Below are 20,259 nucleotides of genomic sequence, written 5' to 3' on the forward strand. Positions count from 1 at the left end.
TGGTGGGTGGAGGCCTCGTGTGTGCCTCACATCACATCAAGACGAAAGTGTGAGCGATAACATCGGCAATGTCAAAGAATATTTTCCGCAACCCCGCTTACCAGTGTGAGCGCTAACAAAAAGTCGACGCCGAGACCCCGGGAGTCAGAGATCTTCGAGGATCGGCCGGGGGCGTCAGTGCAGCTCGTGAACCGACTGCTTGCCGCTCTTGAGCCAGCGACTCGGGAGTCGTCCGACCAGCTCTCCCAGCGGGTGAACCGCGGCCGAGAGGATCTCCACGGAATCCTGCAGGATGTCGATCGAGATACTCATCCGCTCGATGTTCGGGGCCACCGATGTCAGCGTCTCCGAGAGTTTGACCAACTGATCGAGCGGACCGCCCTTGGCCGTCAACCTTTCGATGGCTCCGTCCTCGGCGAGCAGCGTCTCGAGGATGCCCTCCTCGGCGATGGCGCGTTCGATCAGGCCGTCCTCACGCGTGAGCACCTCGAGCGGGCCATCCTTGGCCGTCAGTCGTTCGAGAGGTCCGTTGGTGGCGGTGATGCGGTCCAGCAGACCGCCCTCGGCGAGCAGTCGTTCGAGCGGTCCGTCCTCGGCGAGCAGTCGGTCCAAGGGTCCGCCGGGTGCCAGGATTCGCTCGACCGGCCCGCCCGGGGACAGCAGGCGTTCGAGGGTGCCGTCCTCGGACGTGAGGCGATCGACGACGCCACCCTGGGCGAGAAGGCGATCGAGCGGCCCGCCTTCCTTGAGTGCATTACCCAGGGCGCGGTCGTCGGAGGTGAGTTGGCCGAGCTGGGCGAGCAGTTGCATCGTGCCGCCGCGCGGGTTGGCGAGCGAGGCCACTCCTGCGGTGCCGGACGCACCGGTGGCCAAGGCCATCCTGGTGGTCGCCAGCGCGACCTCCGCGACGCCGATCGCCTGCTCGGCGATGGCAATTCCGGCGCGCGCGGGCAGTGTGATCGCTGACACCCAGTTCATCGTTTTACTGTAACTGCTCGTAGCTCGGAAAATCAGTGAAGAACCTTCAGTCCCACGACGCATCCGACGATGCCGACCAGAAGCGCAACCTTGAGCAGCGAGGCGGTTTCGGCACCGGTGATCATGGCGTACGTGACGGTGAGGGTGGCACCGATTCCCACCCAGACGGCGTAGGCGGTGCCGGTGGGCAACGATCGCATCGCGATCGCGAGTCCGATCATGCTGAGCACCACCGCGACGCCGAAGACGACGGACGGTCCGAGTTTGGTGAAGCCCTCGGACTTACCGAGCGCTGTCGCCCAGATCGCTTCGAGGACGCCGGAGACGACGAGAATGAGCCAAGCCATGAGAAATCACTCCTTGCACCGTCTTGTCGCTGTTCGGGTACGGTGCGCTCGTCCGATTGTCGGAAGTGACTTGTACGATCGTACCAATTTTGCTGGACGGTGGCCACGGGTTCAGAGGATTCAGTACTCGTATGTGTTCGCCGGTGCCTCGATTCGCTCGACCGTCGACACGGTCATCGTGGGTGTGAATGCGGTGTCCTCCGTCGCCGTGGCAGCGTCCACGGTTCCCGAGATCTGTAGCCAGGTGCCGTCCGGAATGTCGTCGAGAGCTGCGCTACCTGCGTCGAGGTGGATGCGAACGGACCTGGCGTCGGCCGCGCAACAGATGATGAGAATGCGGGCGAGGTCGAGGCCTTCTCTCGTGCCGTCGGCGCGCGGCGAGCCTCCGTTCGCGGTGGCGACGGCGAATCCGGTGACGCGAATCTCCCGTTCGTCGAGGCTGCCTTCGGTGTCTCTGACCGCGCGTTGTACGACATCGAGCAGCGGAACCTCGGGCGCGGGCTCGTCCGGCAGGGGTGGAAACGCTGTCCTCTGACGATCGGCCGACGAGATGACGGATCGATCGCCGACTGCCGAGACTCCCAGCGCGGGCGGTGCGACGAACAGAATGACCGCGAGCGGGACCACAAGCAGCCAGTACGGACGCGAATCATGATCGTGTCCGTCGTCACCGGGCCCACCACGGCGGATGTCGGCAACGATCGACGCGATCGCCAGGGCGACGATCAACATCCCGGCGGTCAGCAGATACGGATGCAGCGACGGTTTGACGTATCGCACAAAGCTGCCGTCCCACGAGATCTTGACCATCGCTCCGCCGAGGATCAGTAGCAGTAGATTCTGCACCTCGCGCTTCATCGCGCACCCAGGAACACATAGCCGCTCACCGAGGCGCACACAATTGCGACGATGAACGTCAGGGGAGCGAAGCGTGCGACGAACCCGCGTCCGAAACTGCCCGCCTGCATCGCCATCAGCTTCACATCGACGGCAGGTCCGACCACCAGGAAGACCAACCGTGGCAGCAGCGGCAGCATCGACATGCTCGCGGCGACGAACGCATCGGCCTCCGAACACAGAGCCAGGATCACTGCGAGGACGGCCATCACCAGGATCGACAGCAGCAACTGCCCGGCGAGATGAGTGAACACCCAGTCCGGAACCACCAGGTGCAGCAGTGCGGCGGCCGCGGCACCGAACACGAGGAAGGAACCGGCCTGGAGCAGGTCCGCACGCGCCGACTCACGGAACGTCTCCCACGTGGAGGTTCCGTGGCGGTGCTCGCGATCAGCGAGTCGAGCGGTGATCCACTCGGCCTTGCCGAACTTGGTCCACAGCCATCCCATCACCAGGGCGGTGGCGAGCGATCCGAAGAACCGCGCGAAAACCATCGCCGGTTCCCCGGGAAAGGCCACTGCGGTGGAGACCAGGACGACGGGGTTGATCGCCGGTGCAGACAGCAGAAACGCCAGCGCTGCAGACGTCGGAACGCCCTGATCCATCAGCCGCCGCGAGACGGGAACGGCACCGCACTCACAACCGGGCAACGCCATTCCCGCGAGACCGCTCACTCCCACAGCAGCGGCGGCGTTCTTCGGCACCACCTTCTGCAGTACACCGGGCGAGACGAACGCGGCGATGCCTCCGCTGACCAGCACACCGAGCACCAGGAAGGGTGTGGCCTGCACGAAGATCCCGGTGAACACCGTCGCTCCGGTCTCCAGCGCGGGGGACGAGGCGACCCACCGGGCGACGTCGGCACCGAAGACGATGCCCGACACGAGCAGAGTTGCGAATACGTGCATGGATGACACCGGAGGCCGCGTCCTGATTCGGCCGTCCGTCTTCGCGTCGAGCATCGCTGCCATCATGCCCCTGTGGGGGTGGCTCACAGCAACTTCACAGCGAGAGTGCAGCGGACAGACAGCCACTCGCGCGATGATGGTCACCGTGAGCGAGACACCCGAGGCCCGAGTCCTGATAGTCGACGACGAACCGACCATTGTCGAGCTGTTGTCGGTCAGTCTCAGATTCCAAGGATTCGAGGTGGCGACGGCGTCGTCGGGTCCCGAGGCGCTGGACAAGGCTCGAAACTTCAGGCCCGAGGCTTTGATACTCGACGTGATGATGCCGGGCATGGACGGCTTCGGACTGTTGCGTCGGCTTCGCGCCGACGGAATCGATGCGCCGGCGCTGTTCCTGACCGCTCGCGATTCGGTGGAGGACAAGGTGACCGGCCTGACCCTCGGTGCGGATGACTACGTCACCAAGCCGTTCTCGCTCGAAGAGGTGGTGGCCCGGCTCAGGGTCATCCTGCGCCGATCGGGCAAGAGCGAGGACATGCAGCCGTCACGAGTTGCGTTCGCAGACATCGAACTCGACGACGACACTCACGAGGTGTGGAAGGCGGGCGAGCCGGTCTCGCTCTCGCCCACCGAATTCACGTTGCTGCGGTACTTCATGGTCAATGCGGGCACCGTGTTGAGCAAGCCGCGCATTCTCGATCACGTGTGGCACTACGACTTCGGCGGTGAGGTGGGAGTGGTGGAGTCGTACGTGTCGTATCTGCGTCGCAAGGTCGACACGGGCGATACCCGGTTGATCCACACGCTGCGGGGAGTCGGCTACGTCATGCGCCAGCCACGGTGACGGGCGTTCGAGCTCGGATTCGGAGTCTGCCGCTGCGTTTCACCTTGGTGGCAGCGCTGCTGCTCCTGGTCGGGCTCGGTCTGCTGGCGTCAGGGGTTGCAGTGACCTCCTCGCTCGAGACCTCGCTGATGCGTCGCCTGGACAGTCAACTGATCGAGGCATCCCGTGGGTGGGCGCAACCCGACGCCCGCCCCCTCCCGCCTGTGGACGAGCCGAACCCCGGTCGTCCGCCGTCCAACTTCTTCGTTCGCTCGGTGGCCAACGACGGTACTGTCCGTGGCCCGATCAACGATGTGGCAGAGGATGTTCCGGATCTGTCGGGCACGCCGTCGGCAGTCCCGAAGACCGTCGGTTCCGAGGGCGACCCGTCGAAGGAATGGCGGGTGATCACGGTGACCAACAACCAAGGCTCCACCACCGTGGGAATGTCGCTCAGCGCCAACCAGCAGACCGTCAGCAGGCTTGTGGTGCTCCAGTTCTACATCGGCGCGGCGGTGTTGCTGGCCCTCGCCGTGATCGCCTACTTCGTGGTGCGGCGCAGTCTGCGACCGTTGCGTGAGGTGGAGACGACTGCCGCGGCCATCGCTGCCGGGGACCTGCATCGCCGGGTCCCCGAATGGAGTGAGAAGACCGAGGTGGGCAGGTTGTCGGCTGCTCTGAACGGGATGCTCTCGCAGATTCAGCGGGCCTTCGCGGCAACCGCGGCTTCGGAGGAGGCGGCGCGCGCGTCCGAGGATCGGATGCGCCGCTTCGTCGCCGATGCCAGCCACGAACTGCGAACACCGTTGACGACGATTCGCGGGTTCGCCGAGCTGTACCGACAGGGCGCGATGAGCGATATCTCCTTGCTGATGACGCGTATCGAAGGCGAGTCGGCGCGCATGGGCCTGCTCGTCGAAGACCTGCTGATGCTCGCGCGCCTCGATGCCCAGCGGCCTCTCGAAGTACGCCGAGTCGATCTACTCACCATCGCCGCCGATGCCGTGCACGACGCGAAGGCGGTCTCGCCCCAGCGAGACATCTCACTGAAGGTGTTGGCAGGACCGGGGATTCCCGAAGTGGTCGGTGACGATGCCCGGCTGCGGCAGGTACTCGCGAACCTCGTCGGAAACGCGGTTCGGCACACGCCCGAATCCGCGTCGATCACCGTGTGTGTCGGGACCACCCAGTCTTCGGTGCTGCTCGAGGTGCAGGACACCGGACCGGGTTTGCGAGAGGAGGAGGCTGCGCACGTCTTCGAGCGCTTCTATCGAGCCGATTCCTCGCGGACCAGGGAGAGCGGCGGCAGCGGGCTCGGCTTGTCGATCGTCGCGGCGCTGGTGGCTGCTCACCGCGGCACGGTGCGCGTGCAGAGCGTCCCGGGGCATGGTGCGACCTTCCGGGTCGAATTACCCCGCGCCGACGGTTGATTCGCTCGCCGTCCTGGCTTTCGTGCGTTCGGCCAGCTTCGTGTACGCGGCTGCGGCGAGCGGCGCGGCGACGAGCATCGACACCAGTCGAATCACCTGCACGCAGGCCACGAAGGTGACGTCCGATCCGGTCGTCGCAGACACCGCGAGCACGGCGGCCAACCCGCCGGGTGTGGTGGCGAGGTAGCCGGTCAGCATGCTCACCCCGGTGATGGCGGAGAGCGCCCAACCGAACAGCGCACACACCAGGCCGATCGAGAGAACCAACAGCGCCGCCCACGGAAAGATACGACCGATGGCGCGCAGACTCTTCACGGTGAAGGCAAGGCCAGCTTGCCATCCGATCACGATGAACGCGATCGGCAGCAGGACCGTGGGCACCGAGATGTCGACCGGCCAGCCGAGCAGTTCGCACGCGCCCGCCACGATCAGCGGTCCGAGCGTCGCCGGTGCCGGGAGTCTGATCAGACGCGCGAGCACGATTCCGACGACGACGGCTCCGAGCAGAAACGCCGTACCGAGATACCAGGGCGTTGTGGGCTGCTCGGTCGACCCAGCCCCACTGCCGGTGTCGGTGTGGAAGGCGAAAGTGACGATCAGCGGCATCGTGACCACCACGAGTGCGACGCGGAGATACTGGACCACGGCAACGATTCGCTCGTCGCCGCCGAGCTCCCGGGCGATGGACACCAGACCCGTTGCGCCGCCGGCGATCAGAGACAAAGCTCCGGTGACCGGGTCGACATCGCGATGCAGAGCCAGCAGAGCGCCACAGCCGGCGCTGACGATCAGCGTCCCCGCGCCGACGAGAACGGCGGGGATCCAGTTCTCGCCCAATGCACCGAGTGTCTCGGTGTCGAGCATCAGCCCGATCGTGACCGCCAGGGTCCCCTGCGCCGCCATCGACATCGGACGGGGGACGGCCGCGGGTCCGAGGCCGGTGAGCGCGAAGATCACGGCGACGACGAGAGCCGCGAACAGTGACGGTGCCGTGAGCCCCAGCGCCGCGAAAAGGGCCCAGCCCCCGACGGATACGGCTGCGAGGCCGATCCATCGGAGGCTGTGCCTCAACACTGTTGTCACCCGGTCGGAGACACTCACACTCCGGACTTGACGAGGAGAACCGGGACCGGGATCTCGAGCAGCAGACGCTGAATCGTCTGTCCCATCAGGAATTTGCCGACGGCCGAACGGTGGCGCGACCCGACGACGAGGATCTCGGACTTCTGCTCCTCGACCAGTGCCAGCAGCGTGTTGACGGCGTCGGGATCGGGCCTGCCCACCGCCACGGTCCAGGTGACGGCGTCGGCGTGGTCGATGTCGGCCAGGGCGGTCTCCACCGAAGTGGACACTGCCTGCGTCTCGGCCGCCTCAGCGGACGGTTCGGCCGATCCCGACAGCGCATGCAGGACGACGAGGTCCGTCTCTCGGATGCGTGCTTCTCGAACGGCGGCCGCCAGTGCTGCGCGGCCCTCGGGTGAATTGTTGTGCAGTACGCCAACGGTCATGACGGTTTCTCCTACGCGAGGTGGGGTGGGGGATCAGCCGAACGGGATCTGGCCGAGGACGATGCCGACGGCCAGCATCGCGAGGGAGACGACCACCGCTCGCCACAGGACCTTCTTGTGGTGATCGGCCAGCGACACTCCGGCGAGGGTGACGAGCAGCAGGATGGCCGGAACCAGCGGGCTCTGGAGGTGGACGGGCTGACCGGTGATCGAGGCACGGGCCATCTCGACCGGGTCGATGCCGTACTTGCTCGCCGTTTCGGTCAACACCGGGAGGATACCGAAGTAGAAGGCGTCGTTGGTCATGAAGAACGTCAGCGGGATGCTCAGGATGCCGGTGATGACGGCCAGGTACGGGCCCATGCCGGACGGGATGACGTTGAGCAGCCACTCGGCCATGGCCTCGACCATGCCGGTGCCCTGGAAGACGCCGGTGAGGATTGCCGCGGCGAGCACCATGGCGACCACCGAGACGATGGAGGACGAGTGCCGTGCGATCGCGTCGCCCTGCTCCTTGACCTTGGGGAAGTTGACCGTCAAGGCAATGGAGGCGGCGATCATGAACAGCACCGGGATGGGCAGGATGTCCATGACGAGGATGACGAGGAGGACGACCGTCAGCGCAGCGTTGAACCACAGCAGCTTGGGGCGCAGTGTGTCGCGATTGGGGTCGAGGCCGTCGAAGAACTGGCCGGATTCGCCGTCGCCCGATCCGCCGGTGCTTGCTCCGCCGGTTGCCTTGCCGCCCTTACGGATACTGCCGCCGCCACCGGAGGCCACCAGTTCGGGTTCGTAGATCAGCTTGCCGATGCGTCGGCGTTCCATGATGCCCAGGTGAACGGCGAAGAGCAGCACGATGATCAGGCCGACGATCATCGAGGGAACCATCGGAACGAAGACGTCGGACGGGGAGATGCCGAGAGCGGAAGCAGCGCGAACCGTCGGGCCGCCCCACGGAATGATGTTCATCGTGCCGTTGGCGAGACCGGCGACGACCGTCAGAATCACCGGGCTGACACCGAGTTTGAGATAGAGCGGCAGCAGTGCGGACGTGACGATGATGAACGTGGTGGAGCCGTCACCGTCGAGCGAGACGACCATGGCCAGAATGGCAGTTCCGACAACGAGTTTCATCGGGTCGTTGCGCACCAGGCGCAGAATACCGCGTACCAGTGGGTCGAACAGTCCGACGTCGATCATGATTCCGAAGAAGATGATGGCGAAGAACAGCAGCGCCGCGGTGGGGGCAAGCGACTTGATGCCGTCGGTGATCATGTCACCGATGCCGAGCCCCGCGCCGGCCAGCAAACCGAAGATGACGGGTACGAGGGTGAGTGCGACGACGGGCGTGGCTCTCTTGGTCAGGATCAAGAACATGAAGGCGGCTACCATGAGGAAGCCGAGTATCACCAACATCGTGCACTCCTTCTCGAATGTGTGAGGTGGGTCCGGTTGGACTGCGTCTGTGACTGAAGTTACGTAACCGGCGTCACATGGTCGCCGTTGTGCGCACTACCCGCGCAAGCAACGTAAAGAGCCTTTTGCGCATTGTGCTCGAGCCCGCCCGGCGCATAGCCTGGGTGGGTGCGATTGAGGACCCAGGTGCTGTTGTTGCAGGCAGCGCTGGTGGCGGTGGCCCTGGCAGTGGCGTTCGGGGTGTTCGCGATCAGCAGTGGCAGGCAGGCGAGCGAGGAGTACGGCGAGCGTGCACTCGCGGTCGCCCGGACGGTGGCGTCGGACCCCGAGGTGCGCTCGCTCGTCGAGCAGTTCTCGGCAGTCGACACCGCAGGCACCGATGCCGCGCCCGCAGGAGTGTTGGCGGGTGGGGCGTTGCAGCGCGCGGCCGAGGGTGCCCGCACTCGCACCGACGCCCTGTTCGTCGTCATCACCGATGATCGAGGCCTGCGGTTGGCGCACCCCGATCCGACGGTGCTGGGCCAGCGGGTGAGTACCGATCCTTCGGGTGCGTTGGCGGGCAACGAGGTGGTCGAACAGGAGCGCGGCACGCTCGGCGACTCCGTACGTGCGAAAGTGCCTGTGCTGGCACTCGGTTCGACCGACATGGTGATCGGCGAAGTGAGCGTCGGTATCTCGACCACGGCCGTGCGCACCGAGCTGGTGAAGGATCTGGTCAACGGCGGGTTGGTGACCGGCGCCGTGCTGTTGCTCGGGCTGGCCGGCTCGACCCTGTTGGCGCGCAGGTGGAAACGACTGACGCTGGGGCTCGAGCCGGAGGAGCTCGCCGAATTGGTCCGTGAACAGGAGGCGGTGCTGCACGGGATCGGTGAGGGTGTCGTCGCCATCGATCCCGACGGAGTCGTCACGGTCGTCAACGACGAGGCGCGCACGTTGCTCTCGATCGACGGCAAACCGGGAATGCGCATCGAGGACATCGGTCTGACCCCGAGATTGCTCGAGGTAATCCGATCTCCGACGGCCGAGCCGGTGCTCGCCGCCGTGGACGAGGTCGTCGTCATTGCCTCCGCACGAAAAGTGCTGCGTGACAATCGTAATCTGGGTACGGTGCTGACCGTGCGCGACCGAACCGACGTGGAGACACTGACGCGTCAGCTCGACGCGGTGCAGTCGATGTCGGCCGTACTGCGCGCCCAACGCCACGAGTTCGCGAACCGAATGCATCTGGTCAGCGGACTGCTGCACGAGGGCCACCCCGATCGAGCATCGCAGTACATCGACGAAATACTGGGAGTGGGGCCGAGATCGGAAACCGTCGAGGGTATCGATGCCGTGTCCGACGCCTATCTGCGGTCGTTCCTGACCGCGAAAGCCGCGCATGCCCGCGAGAGCGGGGTCCGAATGGTGTTGGGCGAGAACACCTGGGTCGGGGGAGAGGTTTCCGTTCCCGTCGACGTGACGACTGTGCTGGGCAATCTCGTGGACAACGCGATCGATGCTGCCAGGCTGGGAGTCAGGCGGCCGGCCGAAGTGGAAGTGGAACTGGTGCAGGACGGTTCGACCCTGCACATCGTGGTCGTCGACTCCGGCGACGGGGTGGATCTGGAACTCGATCAGGTGTTCGTGGAGGGCGTCTCGACCAAGTCGACGGAGGACTCGCCGGGCGGCCGAGGAGTGGGGTTGGCGCTGAGCCGGCAGATCGCGCGCACCCGCGGCGGCGACGTGACGCTGGCCGATGTCGGTGGTCAGATCACCGAAGAGAACGACCGAGGAGGCGCAGTGTTCATCGCGTCGATACCGGATGCACTACTGACCGACGAGGTGTCGCAATGAGAGTACTGGTCGTGGACGACGATTTTCGGGTCGCGGATCTGCATGCGGCACTGGTGAATTCGCTTGACAACTACGAGGTGGCCGCGGTGGCGACGAGTATAGGCAAGGCTCGGGAGTTGGCGTCGACGCAGTCGTTCGATCTGGCGCTGGTCGACGTCTATCTGCCCGACGGATCCGGAATCGACCTGGTGCGCGAACTCGAGTGCGACGCAGTGGTGCTCTCCGCTGCGGCGGATCAGCAGACGGTTCGTGCGGCGATGACCGCCGGTGCCTGGACGTATCTGATCAAGCCGTTTCCGCGTTCGGCGTTGGTCGACCGTCTTACCGGGTACCTTGCGTACCGCGGTGCCCTCGACCGTTCGGACGAGCTGAGCCAGGCCGACATCGACAGCGGACTCGACGCGTTGCGTCCGCGCGCGGCGGCACCGTTGCCGTCCTCGCAGTCCGTCACCCGTGATCTGGTGCTCGACGCGGTGCGCACGACGGCCGAGCCGATGTCTGCGGGTGAAGTTGCTGCGGCCATCGGTATTTCACGTGCGACTGCGCAGCGTTATCTGGCAACCCTGGTGTCCAAGGGTCGACTACGCATGCAGCTGCGCTACGGGTCGACCGGGAGGCCGGAGCAGGAGTACTCGCTACCGCCGGGAGCGTGAGGCCGCCACGACCACGGCTCCGACCACGGAAATCGCCGCGGTGACCAAAGCTGCAGTGTTCCAGCCTTCGGTCAGAGCAGTCGCGCTGTGGTCGCTAATCGATTGGGTCATTCCGCGGGCTCCACTCCCGGCCGGAACGGCGACCACAGCGACGACGGTGACACCGATGGCGGATCCGACGTAGCGCGCGGTGTTGTTGGCCCCGCTGCCCATTCCGCCGCGTCCGGCCGGCACGCTGGCCACGGCCTCACGGCCGAGCGCGGCGTTGAGCACTCCGCTCGCAACGCCTGCCACGAGTAGTCCTGGCAACAGTCGCGGCCAGGATGCGTTCTCGGACAACCCCGTGAGCATCAGCATGCCGATCGCAACGCCCACCAGGCCGACGGCAAGTTGCGTTCGGCCACTCAGCGACGCGGGCAGCCTGCGGGCGAGCAGGGCGGTGACCACGGACGTGGCCGACCACCCGAACAGCAGCAGGGCGGCACCGAGCGCGTCGATCCCCAGCGCGGTGCCCACGAAGCCAGGCATGTACGACATCAACGCGATGATCCCGCCGCCGGTGGCCAGGGCCGCAACCGTTGCGGCGAGAAATGGCGGGTGCTTGAACAGCATGAGATCCAGCATCGCTGCGGCACTGCGCAATTCGAGTATCACGAAGGCGGCCAGCAACAGTGCGGCCAGTACGAACAAGATGATCGGGGTGACGGCGATCCAGCCCTGCCTGCCCTCGACCAACGCGGCCAGCAGCGCACCGATACCCGTCGCCAACAGCAACGCGCCGATCGGATCGAGGCCTCGCGGGGCGTCGGACCTGGATTCTTCGACGAGTAGGTGCGCGGCGACGGCCAGCGCGAGCGTGGCGAGTGCGAGAACGACGTAGGCTTCGCGCCAACTCGACCAGCGATCCAGGGCGGCCGCCAGTAACGGGCCGAGGGCGATTCCCGCGCCGACGCTCGCGCCCCAGACGCCGCTGGCCTTGGCGCGCACGGGCCCGGCCGGATGGGTATGCGCGATGATGCCAAGGCTCGATGCGAGTACCGCCGCGCCGCCGAGGCCCTGCAGGATGCGCGCCAGCACGAAGATCAGGGTGTTCGGCGATACAGCGCAGGCGATCGCGCCGACAGCCAGGACTGCGGCACCGAGTGCGAACGTGCGGCGACGGCCGAAGTCGTCGGCGACGGTACCGGCGGTGAGCAGGGCCGCGGCGAGGCCGATGCTCATGGAGCTGAGAATCCAGGTGCGTCCTGCGGCGTCGGACATCAGGTCTGCCGCGGTGCTGTTGATGGTCGCGAGCGGTGCGGTGAACGCCATCAGAGTCAGCAGGGTGCCGAGCGCGGCGATGCTCAGCGCGCGAGTGCTGTTCGTGGTGCTGGTGGGCGATGGTGCAACGTCGGCCATGCTCGTCCTTTTGGTCTGGTGATCGAACTGTAAACGCCCAACTCGGTTCGGTCAACAGACTGTACTATCGCGGCATGGCACTCGGAATCGACTACGCCCGTCAGGACTGCTCCCTGGCCCGCGCACTCGAGCTCGTCGGTGAGCGATGGACTTTGCTCATCGTGCGTGATTGCTTCTTCGGAATCCGACGCTTCGGCGATTTCCAGGTCCACCTCGACATCTCCAAAGCCGTGCTGGCCCAACGACTCGGCGCGCTCGTCGACGCGGGGCTGCTCGAACGGCGATCTCGCGCCTCCGCGGGCGGACGCGAGAACTACGTACCTACGGCCGCCTTGGAACGACTGTGGCCTGCCGTCTTCGCCCTGAGCTACTGGGGTGAGGAACAGACTGCGAAACCTGCAGGGAAGCGCCGACGATTCCTGCACGCGGACTGTGGAACCGACCTCGGGCAACTCGGCATCTGCCCCGAATGCGGGGTGGCACCCGGGCCCCGCGACATCGATACCGACATCGGGCCCGGGTACGACCCCGACACGCGATCCGACGAGGTGTCGATGCAGCTGCGGACGCGTCGACGCTTGTTGACGCCTCTGCGCTGAGCGCCGTCAGTTCGGCACGTATGCCTCGTGTCCGAGATTGCGCAACGCCGTCCGCAGCTTCACCGCGGCCTCGTCCTGGGACTCCGCGGAAGGATTCGGATCGGCACCGGAGATGTCGAAGTTGCCCATGTCGTACGCCGGGAACACGTGCAGATGAAGGTGCGGAACCTCGAGTCCGGCGATGAGCAGGCCGGCTCGGGGAGCGTCGAATGCAGTCCGGACGGCCTGGCCGATGATCTGCGCGACGGCCGTGATCTTGGCGAACGCGGCGCCGTCGACGTCCTGCCACTGGTCGATCTCCTCGCGCGGCACCACCAGCGTGTGCCCCTGCGTGACCGGCGCGATCGTCAGAAATGCAACCACGTCATCGTCCTGCCAGACGAAACGTCCCGGAATCTCGCCGGCGATGATCTTGCTGAAAATGGAAGCCATGGGAACAGGATGCCCTACTGCTCCGACCCATTGGTCACTCCGCAGGCTCCGCTCCCGGACATTGGTCACTCCGCAGGCTCCGCTCCCGGACATTGGTCACTCCGCAGGCTCCGCTCCCGGCCGCATCTCCCAGCCGATTGCCAGGGTGGTCGCAGGGTTGGTCCAGCTCCGCACCCGATTGTTGTTCACATGACAACGAATTCCCTCGCACGAGCAGCAGGCCAGCGGCCCGGCTCGAACGCCACTGCCACTCTCGAGGTGGTCATTCCGGTCTACAACGAAGAAGCCGATCTCGAACAGTGCATTCGTCGTCTGCACGAGCACCTCGAGGATCGAATCCCGTTCCGGTCTCGAATCACGATCGCCGACAATGCCAGCACCGACGGAACGCTCGCCGTCGCGCATCGACTCGCCGACGAGATCGACGGAGTCCAGGTTCACCATCTGGACGAGAAGGGACGCGGCCGGGCGCTCAAGGCCGTGTGGCTGGCCTCGGACGCCGATGTCGTGGCGTACATGGACGTCGATCTCTCGACCGACCTCAACGCTCTGATGCCGTTGATCGCGCCGCTGATGTCCGGTCACTCGGACCTCGCCATCGGATCTCGGCTCAACCGATCGTCTCGGGTGGTCCGCGGGGCGAAGCGTGAATTCATCTCGCGCAGTTACAATCTCATCCTGCGCACCTCGCTGCGTGCCCGCTTCTCGGATGCGCAGTGTGGCTTCAAGGCCATGCGCACCGATGTGGCCCGGCAACTGCTGCCGCTCGTCGAAGACACCGGCTGGTTCTTCGACACCGAATTGCTCGTCATCGCAGAGAAAGTCGGCCTGCGTATTCACGAGGTACCCGTCGACTGGGTCGACGACCCGAACAGCAGCGTCAACATCGTCGACACCGCCGTCAAGGACCTGCAGGGATGCTGGCGCGTCGGCCGCGCCCTGGCCACCGGCGTGTTGCCCGTCGCCGAACTACGTCGAAGCCTGGGACGGGAGCCGCTCGTGCCCGGTGTACCGCACGGAATGATCAGTCAGATGGTGCGATTCGGCATCATCGGCATTGCCAGCACCGTCGCCTACGCATTGCTCTACCTCATGCTGCACTCACTGATCGGCGCTCAGGCCGCGAACTTCTTCGGGTTGCTGATCACCGCCGTGCTCAACACCGCGGCCAACCGGGCGTTCACCTTCGGCGTCCGTGGATCCGATGGTGCCGCCAAGCATCAACTGCAGGGACTGGCGATCTTCGGCTTCGCCCTGCTCATCACCAGCGGATCGCTCGCGGTGCTCCATGCCTGGGTGCCCGATGTGTCCCGGCACGTCGAACTCGCCGTCCTCATCATCGCCAACCTCGTTGCGACCGTCTGTCGATTCGTCGCACTGCGGTGGGTCTTCCACACCCCGCAGCTTATCGATTCGAAGTCGAACCGATGACAACAACGATCGAGCGACCCTCTGCTGCCACACCATCCGCGTCCACGACCTCGAGGCGATGGGAATGGTTCGGGTTGGCCGCGCTGCTCGTCGGCACCGGCGTCGCCTACATCTGGGGACTCGGCGCGTCGGGTTGGGCCAACTCCTTCTATTCCGCTGCGATACAGGCCGGTTCGGTGTCGTGGAAGGCCTTCTTCTTCGGATCCTCCGACGCCGCCAACTCGATCACCGTCGACAAGCCCCCGATGTCGCTGTGGTTGATGTCGTTGTCGGTGCGCATCTTCGGGCTCAACTCCTGGGCGATGCTCGTGCCCCAGGCTCTCCTCGGTGTCGCATCGGTGGCACTGCTTCGAGCCACCGTCAAACGTCAGTTCGGCGGAGCCGCAGGTCTGCTCGCCGGATTGGTACTGGCTGTGACTCCTGTTGCCGCCCTGATGTTCCGGTTCAACAATCCCGACGCGCTGCTGGTCTTACTGATGATCGCAGCAGTATGGGCCACCATGCGAGCCGTCGAAAGCGGCAAGACGAAGTGGCTGCTGATCACCGGCATGTTCGTCGGATTCGGCTTTCTCACCAAGCAGCTTCAGGTGATGCTGGTCGTCCCTCCTCTCGCGCTGACCTACCTGATCGCCGGACCGCCGAGGATCGGTAAGCGAGTACTGCAGCTCTTCGGAGCACTGGGCGCGATGATCGTCTCCGCCGGGTGGTGGCTGTTGATCGTAGAACTGTGGCCTGCTTCTTCACGTCCGTGGATCGGTGGCTCGCAGAACAATTCGATCCTCGAGCTGACCCTGGGCTACAACGGGCTCGGTCGCCTCAGCGGTGACGAAACCGGCAGTGTGGTGCCGGGCGGCGGAGGAGATGCAGGAGCGGGCGGGGCAGCAGGCGGGTCGATGTGGGGCGAGACAGGCCTAGCTCGCATGTTCGACTCCTCCCAGGGCGGGCAGATCGCCTGGCTCATCCCCGCTGCACTCGTTCTCGCCGTCGTCGGACTGGTGTTGCGAGGCAGAGCGCCTCGCATCGATGCCAAGCGTGCGGGACTCCTCGTGTGGGGACTGTGGTTGCTCGTCACCGGGCTCACCTTCAGCTTCATGGCGGGAATCTTCCACTCGTACTACACAGTTGCACTTGCACCCGCGGTGGCCGCACTGATCGGTGCAGGCAGCGTGTCACTGTGGCGTCGACGCGAAACCTACTGGGTGCGCATTGCACTGGTCGTCGCGCTTGCGTCGGCGGTCGGCATGGCGTGGGTGTTGCTCAGCCGTAGCGACACCTTTGTGCCATGGCTCAAATGGGTGATAGTCGTCGTCGGCGTCGTTGCGTGTATCGCGCTGCTGATACCGGCCATGACTCGAGGAAAGCTGGCCGTGGCGTCGATCTTGGCGGTAATTTTCGCCGGCCTTGCCGGGCCGACCGCGTATGCGATCGACACGATCGCTACCCCGCACACCGGGTCCATCGTCTCGGCCGGACCGAGTACCGGCATGCGCGGCATGGGCGGCGGTATGGGCGGCGGTGGCGGACCGGGTGGAACACAGCCGGGTGGAACAGATGGCGGAGCGCCCGGCGGAATGCAGGGTGGAGCCGGGCAGGCCGGCGCCCCCGGCCAGCTGCCCATCACCGGCGGAACTGCTACGGGTGGCACTGCTACTGATGGACGGGGCGAGCGGGGCGGCATGGGCGGAGGTGGCTTGCTCAACGGCAGCACTCCGACGGCCGCGATCACCTCGATGCTGGACGCGAATGCCGATTCCTACACCTGGGTTGCTGCGGCTATCGGATCCAACACCGCATCCGGTTATCAACTCGCAACCGAGGATCCGGTCATGGCCATCGGCGGATTCAACGGCACCGACCCGTCGCCGACTCTCGCCGAGTTCCAGCAGTACGTCGCCGATGGCGAGATACACTACTTCATCGGCGGCAGCGGAGGCGGCATGGGCGGCTCCTCGACGGGAACCTCCGCCGAGATCACGGCGTGGGTCACCGAGAATTTCACGGCGACGACCGTCGACAATGTGACGTTCTACGACCTGACGCAGTAGCACCGAACCACTACGAAAGAGCCCCGCACCGTGACAGGTGCGGGGCTCTTTCGCGTCGAGCAGATAGTCTGATGCACTGTGCGCGTACTAGTCATAGGTTCCGGTGCTCGTGAGCACGCCCTTCTACTTGCGTTGAACGCCGACCCGTCGGTCGAGACGCTCTTCGTTGCTCCGGGCAACGCAGGCACCGCGAAGCTCGCCGAGCAGCACGCGGTCGACGTGGCCTCCGGTGAGGCGGTGACCGCGCTGGCGAAGAAGCTCGAAGCAGATCTCGTGATCATCGGACCCGAGGTGCCCCTGGTCCTCGGCGTTGCCGATGCACTCCGCGAGGCAGGCATCGCCACGTTCGGCCCGTCCGCAGACGCCGCACGCATCGAAGGGTCCAAGGCATTCGCCAAGGATGTGATGGCAGCGGCCGGTGTGCGGACCGCACACAGTGAAATCGTCGACTCGCCCGCCCTGCTCGACGCAGCCCTGGACCGTTTCGGCCCCAACTGGGTGGTCAAGGACGACGGCCTGGCTGCTGGCAAGGGTGTCGTCGTCACCACCGATCGACTCGTCGCCCGCGATCACGCCGCCGAACTCCTCGAGAACGGCCACCCGGTGCTGCTCGAATCGTTCCTCGACGGCCCCGAGGTGTCCCTCTTCTGCCTCGTCGACGGCGAGACGGTCGTGCCGCTGCTGCCCGCGCAGGACCACAAACGCGTCGGCGACGGAGACACCGGACCCAACACCGGCGGCATGGGTGCGTACACCCCGCTGCCGTGGTTGCCCGAGGGCGCCGTCGAGGAGATCGTCCGCGATGTGGTGAAACCCGTTGCCACCGAGATGGTGCAGCGCGGCGTGCCGTTCTCCGGCCTGCTGTACGCCGGTCTGGCGATGGGTGCCGACGGCCCGGCTGTCGTCGAATTCAACTGCCGCTTCGGCGATCCCGAGACCCAGGCGGTGCTCGCGCTGCTCGACACCCCGATCGGTGCGCTGCTGAACGCGACGGCGACCGGCACGCTGGCGTCGCTGCCGCCGCTGCGCTGGAAGGTTGGCGCAGCTGTGACCGTCGTCATCGCCGCCGAGAACTACCCGGGTCGCCCGCGTACCGGAGACGAGATCCTCGGCTCCGACGGCGAAGGCGTCCTGCACGCAGGCACTGCTGTCAAGAACGGTGTCGTCGTCTCTGCGGGCGGGCGCGTACTGAGCGTGGTCGGTACCGGATTCGACCTCACCGCCGCGCGCGACGACGCCTACTCGCGTATCGCGGGAATCCGATTGCCGGGCAGCCACTTCCGCACCGACATCGGCCTGGCTGCGGTGGAGGGTCGCATTTCGTTGTAGGTGACCTCAGCGCCCACTATTCGCGCTGAAACACCTTTTCCCGATTGTGGGAGCGAATTGTGGGCGCTCAGGTCAGTGCCTTCCGGCGTCGACGCACCGTATCGATGATCTGGTCCACCACGTACGCGAGGTTGCTCATCACCATTGCTGCTGAATAACGCAGAACCAACCAACCGTCGAGCTGCAGAGAGTTCTGCCGAACTCGATCGTTGGTGAACACGTTGGACTCTGTGTGGAACTCACGGCCGTCGATCTCCACGATCACCCGTGACCTCCGGTCCATCAGGTCTGCAAAGTACCGGCCCACCTCGGCGTTGATTTCCAAGTGGTAGCCCCGCGCCGTGAGTGCGCGCGCCACTATTCGCTCCGGCTCGGACAAGGTGCGTGGACAACACACGCGTAGTTGTTTTCTCACCGCTGCAATCCCGGCCATCCCCGCAGACTTCTCACACTGCAGCGCAACCGCCCGCCAGCTGACCTTGTGCGTGAGTGCGGCGTCGAAGAATCGCTCCAGTGCAGTCCTGGGCAACATGGCTGCAGCGTCGATGATGCACTGTTCGATCGTGACAACGGGAAGCAGATCGACGTAGCTGGACTCGATCAGGGTTCGGCGGTATTGGCGAACCCACGGCGGGCCTGCCCGTTTCGTCGAGCGAGCGATCGTGAGGTGAACCTGCTCCGGTTCGTGGTCGAGTAGGGTCCACCACCACGCAGCCGTCAGGTGACTGAGCACGGCTTTCGGTTGCCACAACGTGACCGCGGCGCACCGGTCGCGGAAATCGGGCTCGCCGGTGCAGTAGATGGCAGGCAATATCCGCGTCAACTTTCCGGTCTTGGTGCGGTAGGTGATAGCTCCTCTGGTCAGTCCCGAATCGAGTAGTTGTTGTTGCGTGTATACCGTCATTCGCACAGCCTTGCGTCGAAATAGTCGTCGCGAGAGAGAGATTCGCGAATTGTGGATAGCCTTGATTCCTGTGGATAACTGACCTCAGGTCACACTTTGCGAAGGCTCCGACGGTATGCCGTGTGGTAGTGCGAATTGTGGGCGGTGAGGTCAGTAGTGTCGATCGAATGCACAACGAATCGCAGCGATCGAAGGTCGAGCCGTTTCATGTGATGGACGTGTTCGCGGCAGCGGCCGAGCGGGCACGCACTCACGGTGATGTACTCTCGCTCGCCGCAGGTCAGCCCTCCACCCGAGCCCCCGAGCCCGTGTTGCGCGCCACCCGCGAGGCGCTGGATGCGCACCTGCTCGGGTACACCGAGACGCTGGGGATTCTGCCGCTGCGTCGCGCGATCGCCGAGTACCACAGCGCGCGGTACGGCATCACCGTCGACGCCGACGACGTGGTGATCACCACCGGGTCGTCGGGCGCGTTCACGTTGCTGTTCCTCGCTGCGTTCGACGCGGGGGACACTGTCGTCATGGCCAGGCCGGGCTATCCGGCGTATCGAAACACGTTGGCGGCGTTGGGCTGCCGCGTCATCGAACTCGACTGCCTGGAGAGTACGCGGTTCCAGCCGACCGTCGCCATGCTCGAGGAGCTGTCCGAGCCGCCCGCTGGACTCATCATCGCGAGCCCCGCCAACCCCACCGGCACGATCATCGACCCAGACGAGTTGGCCGCAATCGCACGCTGGTGCGACGAGCACGGAACTCTGTTGATCTCGGACGAGATCTACCACGGCATCTCCTACGGCAGTGCGCATACGTCGAGCGCGTGGGAGACGTCGAAAGAATCCGTCGCCATCGGATCGGTGTCGAAGTACTTCTCGATGACCGGATGGCGGCTGGGGTGGATGCTGCTGCCGACCCGATTGCGCAGAGCCGTCGAACGATTGGCGTCGAACATGACGGTCTGCCCACCGGCGATCTCTCAGGTTGCCGCCATCGCGGCGTTCACCGAGGAGTCACGTACCGAGCTGGATTCACACGTCGAGCGCTATGCCGTCAACCGCCGAATTCTGCTCGACGGTTTGCCGGCCATGGGTATCATCGACCTCGCACCGGCCGATGGTGCCTTCTACGTGTACGCAGACATAGCGCATCTCACTGACGATTCGCGGAGTTGGTGCGCGCGAGTGCTTTCCGACACCGGTGTCGCACTGGCGCCGGGCGTCGATTTCGACACCGTGCGCGGGAACCACACCGTGCGCTTCTCGTTCGCCGGCACGACGGCCGACGTCGAGGAGGCATTGGCGCGACTTCGGGTCGTGAGCGGAACTTCGTAG

Annotated in this window: 19 protein-coding genes and 1 riboswitch; of the genes, 9 read left to right on the forward strand and 10 right to left on the reverse strand. The window is 65.3% G+C overall.

Annotated features, from left to right (window positions below):
- Positions 1-174: 174 nt before the first annotated feature.
- The 4 genes from R4P57_RS14175 to R4P57_RS14190 form a co-directional block, all read right to left on the reverse strand.
- Positions 175-978: an ABC transporter gene (locus R4P57_RS14175; protein ID WP_317803462.1), complete on the reverse strand. Its 804-nt coding sequence runs from the start codon at positions 976-978 to the stop codon at positions 175-177.
- Positions 979-1,010: 32 nt separating this feature from the next.
- Positions 1,011-1,325 carry a multidrug efflux SMR transporter gene (locus R4P57_RS14180; RefSeq protein WP_317803463.1) on the reverse strand — a complete coding sequence of 105 codons (315 nt, stop codon included), beginning with the start codon at positions 1,323-1,325 and terminating at the stop codon, positions 1,011-1,013.
- A 12-nt stretch (positions 1,326-1,337) separates the two neighbouring features.
- Positions 1,338-1,400: riboswitch (guanidine-III (ykkC-III) riboswitch) on the reverse strand.
- 45 nt (positions 1,401-1,445) lie between these two features.
- Positions 1,446-2,183 carry a TIGR03943 family putative permease subunit gene (locus R4P57_RS14185; RefSeq protein ID WP_317803464.1) on the reverse strand — a complete coding sequence of 246 codons (738 nt, stop codon included), beginning with the start codon at positions 2,181-2,183 and terminating at the stop codon, positions 1,446-1,448.
- Entirely contained in the window at positions 2,180-3,184 is a 1,005-nt protein-coding gene (locus R4P57_RS14190) for a permease (RefSeq protein WP_411742359.1), read from the reverse strand. The genes R4P57_RS14185 and R4P57_RS14190 overlap by 4 nt, the downstream gene beginning before the upstream one ends.
- 79 nt (positions 3,185-3,263) lie before the next feature.
- Between R4P57_RS14190 and R4P57_RS14195 the strand changes: the two genes are divergently transcribed.
- The gene (locus R4P57_RS14195; protein WP_317803655.1) at positions 3,264-3,974 is read left to right on the forward strand and encodes a response regulator transcription factor; all 711 of its coding nucleotides are present in this window, start codon (positions 3,264-3,266) and stop codon (positions 3,972-3,974) included.
- Positions 3,971-5,383 carry a sensor histidine kinase gene (locus tag R4P57_RS14200; protein ID WP_411742360.1) on the forward strand — a complete coding sequence of 471 codons (1,413 nt, stop codon included), beginning with the start codon at positions 3,971-3,973 and terminating at the stop codon, positions 5,381-5,383. Before R4P57_RS14195 ends, R4P57_RS14200 begins: the two co-directional genes overlap by 4 nt.
- Here the strand turns inward: R4P57_RS14200 and R4P57_RS14205 are convergent.
- Genes R4P57_RS14205 through R4P57_RS14215 form a run of 3 tightly spaced genes read right to left on the reverse strand, consistent with a single transcriptional unit; the run spans position 5,363 to position 8,307 of the window.
- Positions 5,363-6,484: an AbrB family transcriptional regulator gene (locus tag R4P57_RS14205; RefSeq protein WP_317803466.1), complete on the reverse strand. Its 1,122-nt coding sequence runs from the start codon at positions 6,482-6,484 to the stop codon at positions 5,363-5,365. The two genes, R4P57_RS14200 and R4P57_RS14205, sit on opposite strands and share 21 nt — an antisense overlap.
- On the reverse strand, positions 6,481-6,891 hold the full coding sequence (locus R4P57_RS14210; RefSeq protein WP_317803467.1) for a universal stress protein: 411 nt from the start codon (positions 6,889-6,891) through the stop codon (positions 6,481-6,483). The genes R4P57_RS14205 and R4P57_RS14210 overlap by 4 nt, the downstream gene beginning before the upstream one ends.
- Positions 6,892-6,924: 33 nt before the next feature.
- Positions 6,925-8,307, reverse strand: a complete 1,383-nt coding sequence (locus R4P57_RS14215; RefSeq protein ID WP_317803468.1) for a CitMHS family transporter — start codon at positions 8,305-8,307, stop codon at positions 6,925-6,927.
- Positions 8,308-8,475: 168 nt separating this feature from the next.
- On the opposite strand from R4P57_RS14215, the gene R4P57_RS14220 reads away from it, so the two are divergent.
- The gene (locus R4P57_RS14220) at positions 8,476-10,140 is read left to right on the forward strand and encodes a sensor histidine kinase (protein ID WP_317803469.1); all 1,665 of its coding nucleotides are present in this window, start codon (positions 8,476-8,478) and stop codon (positions 10,138-10,140) included.
- Entirely contained in the window at positions 10,137-10,793 is a 657-nt protein-coding gene (locus R4P57_RS14225) for a response regulator (protein ID WP_317803470.1), read from the forward strand. The genes R4P57_RS14220 and R4P57_RS14225 overlap by 4 nt, the downstream gene beginning before the upstream one ends.
- Here the strand turns inward: R4P57_RS14225 and R4P57_RS14230 are convergent.
- Positions 10,776-12,191, reverse strand: coding sequence for an MFS transporter (locus R4P57_RS14230; protein WP_317803471.1), 1,416 nt, complete (start codon positions 12,189-12,191; stop codon positions 10,776-10,778). The two genes, R4P57_RS14225 and R4P57_RS14230, sit on opposite strands and share 18 nt — an antisense overlap.
- 74 nt (positions 12,192-12,265) lie before the next feature.
- On the opposite strand from R4P57_RS14230, the gene R4P57_RS14235 reads away from it, so the two are divergent.
- Positions 12,266-12,790: a helix-turn-helix domain-containing protein gene (locus R4P57_RS14235; protein ID WP_317803472.1), complete on the forward strand. Its 525-nt coding sequence runs from the start codon at positions 12,266-12,268 to the stop codon at positions 12,788-12,790.
- A gap of 6 nt (positions 12,791-12,796) precedes the next feature.
- Here R4P57_RS14235 and R4P57_RS14240 read toward each other — a convergent pair whose 3' ends face one another.
- Positions 12,797-13,222: an HIT family protein gene (locus tag R4P57_RS14240; protein ID WP_317803473.1), complete on the reverse strand. Its 426-nt coding sequence runs from the start codon at positions 13,220-13,222 to the stop codon at positions 12,797-12,799.
- A gap of 189 nt (positions 13,223-13,411) precedes the next feature.
- On the opposite strand from R4P57_RS14240, the gene R4P57_RS14245 reads away from it, so the two are divergent.
- The 3 genes from R4P57_RS14245 to purD all read left to right on the forward strand — a co-directional run bounded on the left by R4P57_RS14245 (position 13,412) and on the right by purD (position 18,027).
- Positions 13,412-14,653 carry a bifunctional glycosyltransferase family 2/GtrA family protein gene (locus R4P57_RS14245; protein ID WP_317803474.1) on the forward strand — a complete coding sequence of 414 codons (1,242 nt, stop codon included), beginning with the start codon at positions 13,412-13,414 and terminating at the stop codon, positions 14,651-14,653.
- Positions 14,650-16,698, forward strand: coding sequence for a glycosyltransferase family 39 protein (locus tag R4P57_RS14250; protein ID WP_317803475.1), 2,049 nt, complete (start codon positions 14,650-14,652; stop codon positions 16,696-16,698). Before R4P57_RS14245 ends, R4P57_RS14250 begins: the two co-directional genes overlap by 4 nt.
- A 78-nt stretch (positions 16,699-16,776) precedes the next feature.
- A complete protein-coding gene (gene purD, locus R4P57_RS14255; RefSeq protein ID WP_317803476.1) occupies positions 16,777-18,027 on the forward strand; it encodes a phosphoribosylamine--glycine ligase in 1,251 nt (416 codons plus the stop codon).
- A 67-nt stretch (positions 18,028-18,094) separates the two neighbouring features.
- On the opposite strand, the gene R4P57_RS14260 is transcribed toward purD, so the two are convergent.
- Entirely contained in the window at positions 18,095-18,931 is an 837-nt protein-coding gene (locus R4P57_RS14260) for a DUF559 domain-containing protein (RefSeq protein ID WP_317803477.1), read from the reverse strand.
- Between the two features lie 167 nt (positions 18,932-19,098).
- On the opposite strand from R4P57_RS14260, the gene R4P57_RS14265 reads away from it, so the two are divergent.
- A complete protein-coding gene (locus R4P57_RS14265) occupies positions 19,099-20,259 on the forward strand; it encodes a pyridoxal phosphate-dependent aminotransferase (protein ID WP_317803478.1) in 1,161 nt (386 codons plus the stop codon).

Origin of the sequence: Rhodococcus sp. IEGM 1330 (assembly GCF_033142445.1) — a bacterium.
In the GTDB taxonomy this organism is placed as follows: Bacteria; Actinomycetota; Actinomycetes; order Mycobacteriales; family Mycobacteriaceae; genus Rhodococcoides.

Coding starts and splice junctions, on each gene's coding strand:
- R4P57_RS14175 (WP_317803462.1), bottom strand. CDS start 978: ATGAACTGGGTGTCAGCGATCACACTGCCCGCGCGCGCCGGAATTGCC.
- R4P57_RS14180 (WP_317803463.1), bottom strand. CDS start 1,325: ATGGCTTGGCTCATTCTCGTCGTCTCCGGCGTCCTCGAAGCGATCTGG.
- R4P57_RS14185 (WP_317803464.1), bottom strand. CDS start 2,183: ATGAAGCGCGAGGTGCAGAATCTACTGCTACTGATCCTCGGCGGAGCG.
- R4P57_RS14190 (WP_411742359.1), bottom strand. CDS start 3,184: ATGCTCGACGCGAAGACGGACGGCCGAATCAGGACGCGGCCTCCGGTG.
- R4P57_RS14195 (WP_317803655.1), top strand. CDS start 3,264: ATGATGGTCACCGTGAGCGAGACACCCGAGGCCCGAGTCCTGATAGTC.
- R4P57_RS14210 (WP_317803467.1), bottom strand. CDS start 6,891: ATGACCGTTGGCGTACTGCACAACAATTCACCCGAGGGCCGCGCAGCA.
- R4P57_RS14215 (WP_317803468.1), bottom strand. CDS start 8,307: ATGTTGGTGATACTCGGCTTCCTCATGGTAGCCGCCTTCATGTTCTTG.
- R4P57_RS14225 (WP_317803470.1), top strand. CDS start 10,137: ATGAGAGTACTGGTCGTGGACGACGATTTTCGGGTCGCGGATCTGCAT.
- R4P57_RS14230 (WP_317803471.1), bottom strand. CDS start 12,191: ATGGCCGACGTTGCACCATCGCCCACCAGCACCACGAACAGCACTCGC.
- R4P57_RS14235 (WP_317803472.1), top strand. CDS start 12,266: ATGGCACTCGGAATCGACTACGCCCGTCAGGACTGCTCCCTGGCCCGC.
- R4P57_RS14240 (WP_317803473.1), bottom strand. CDS start 13,222: ATGGCTTCCATTTTCAGCAAGATCATCGCCGGCGAGATTCCGGGACGT.
- R4P57_RS14245 (WP_317803474.1), top strand. CDS start 13,412: ATGACAACGAATTCCCTCGCACGAGCAGCAGGCCAGCGGCCCGGCTCG.
- R4P57_RS14250 (WP_317803475.1), top strand. CDS start 14,650: ATGACAACAACGATCGAGCGACCCTCTGCTGCCACACCATCCGCGTCC.
- R4P57_RS14260 (WP_317803477.1), bottom strand. CDS start 18,931: ATGACGGTATACACGCAACAACAACTACTCGATTCGGGACTGACCAGA.
- R4P57_RS14265 (WP_317803478.1), top strand. CDS start 19,099: ATGCACAACGAATCGCAGCGATCGAAGGTCGAGCCGTTTCATGTGATG.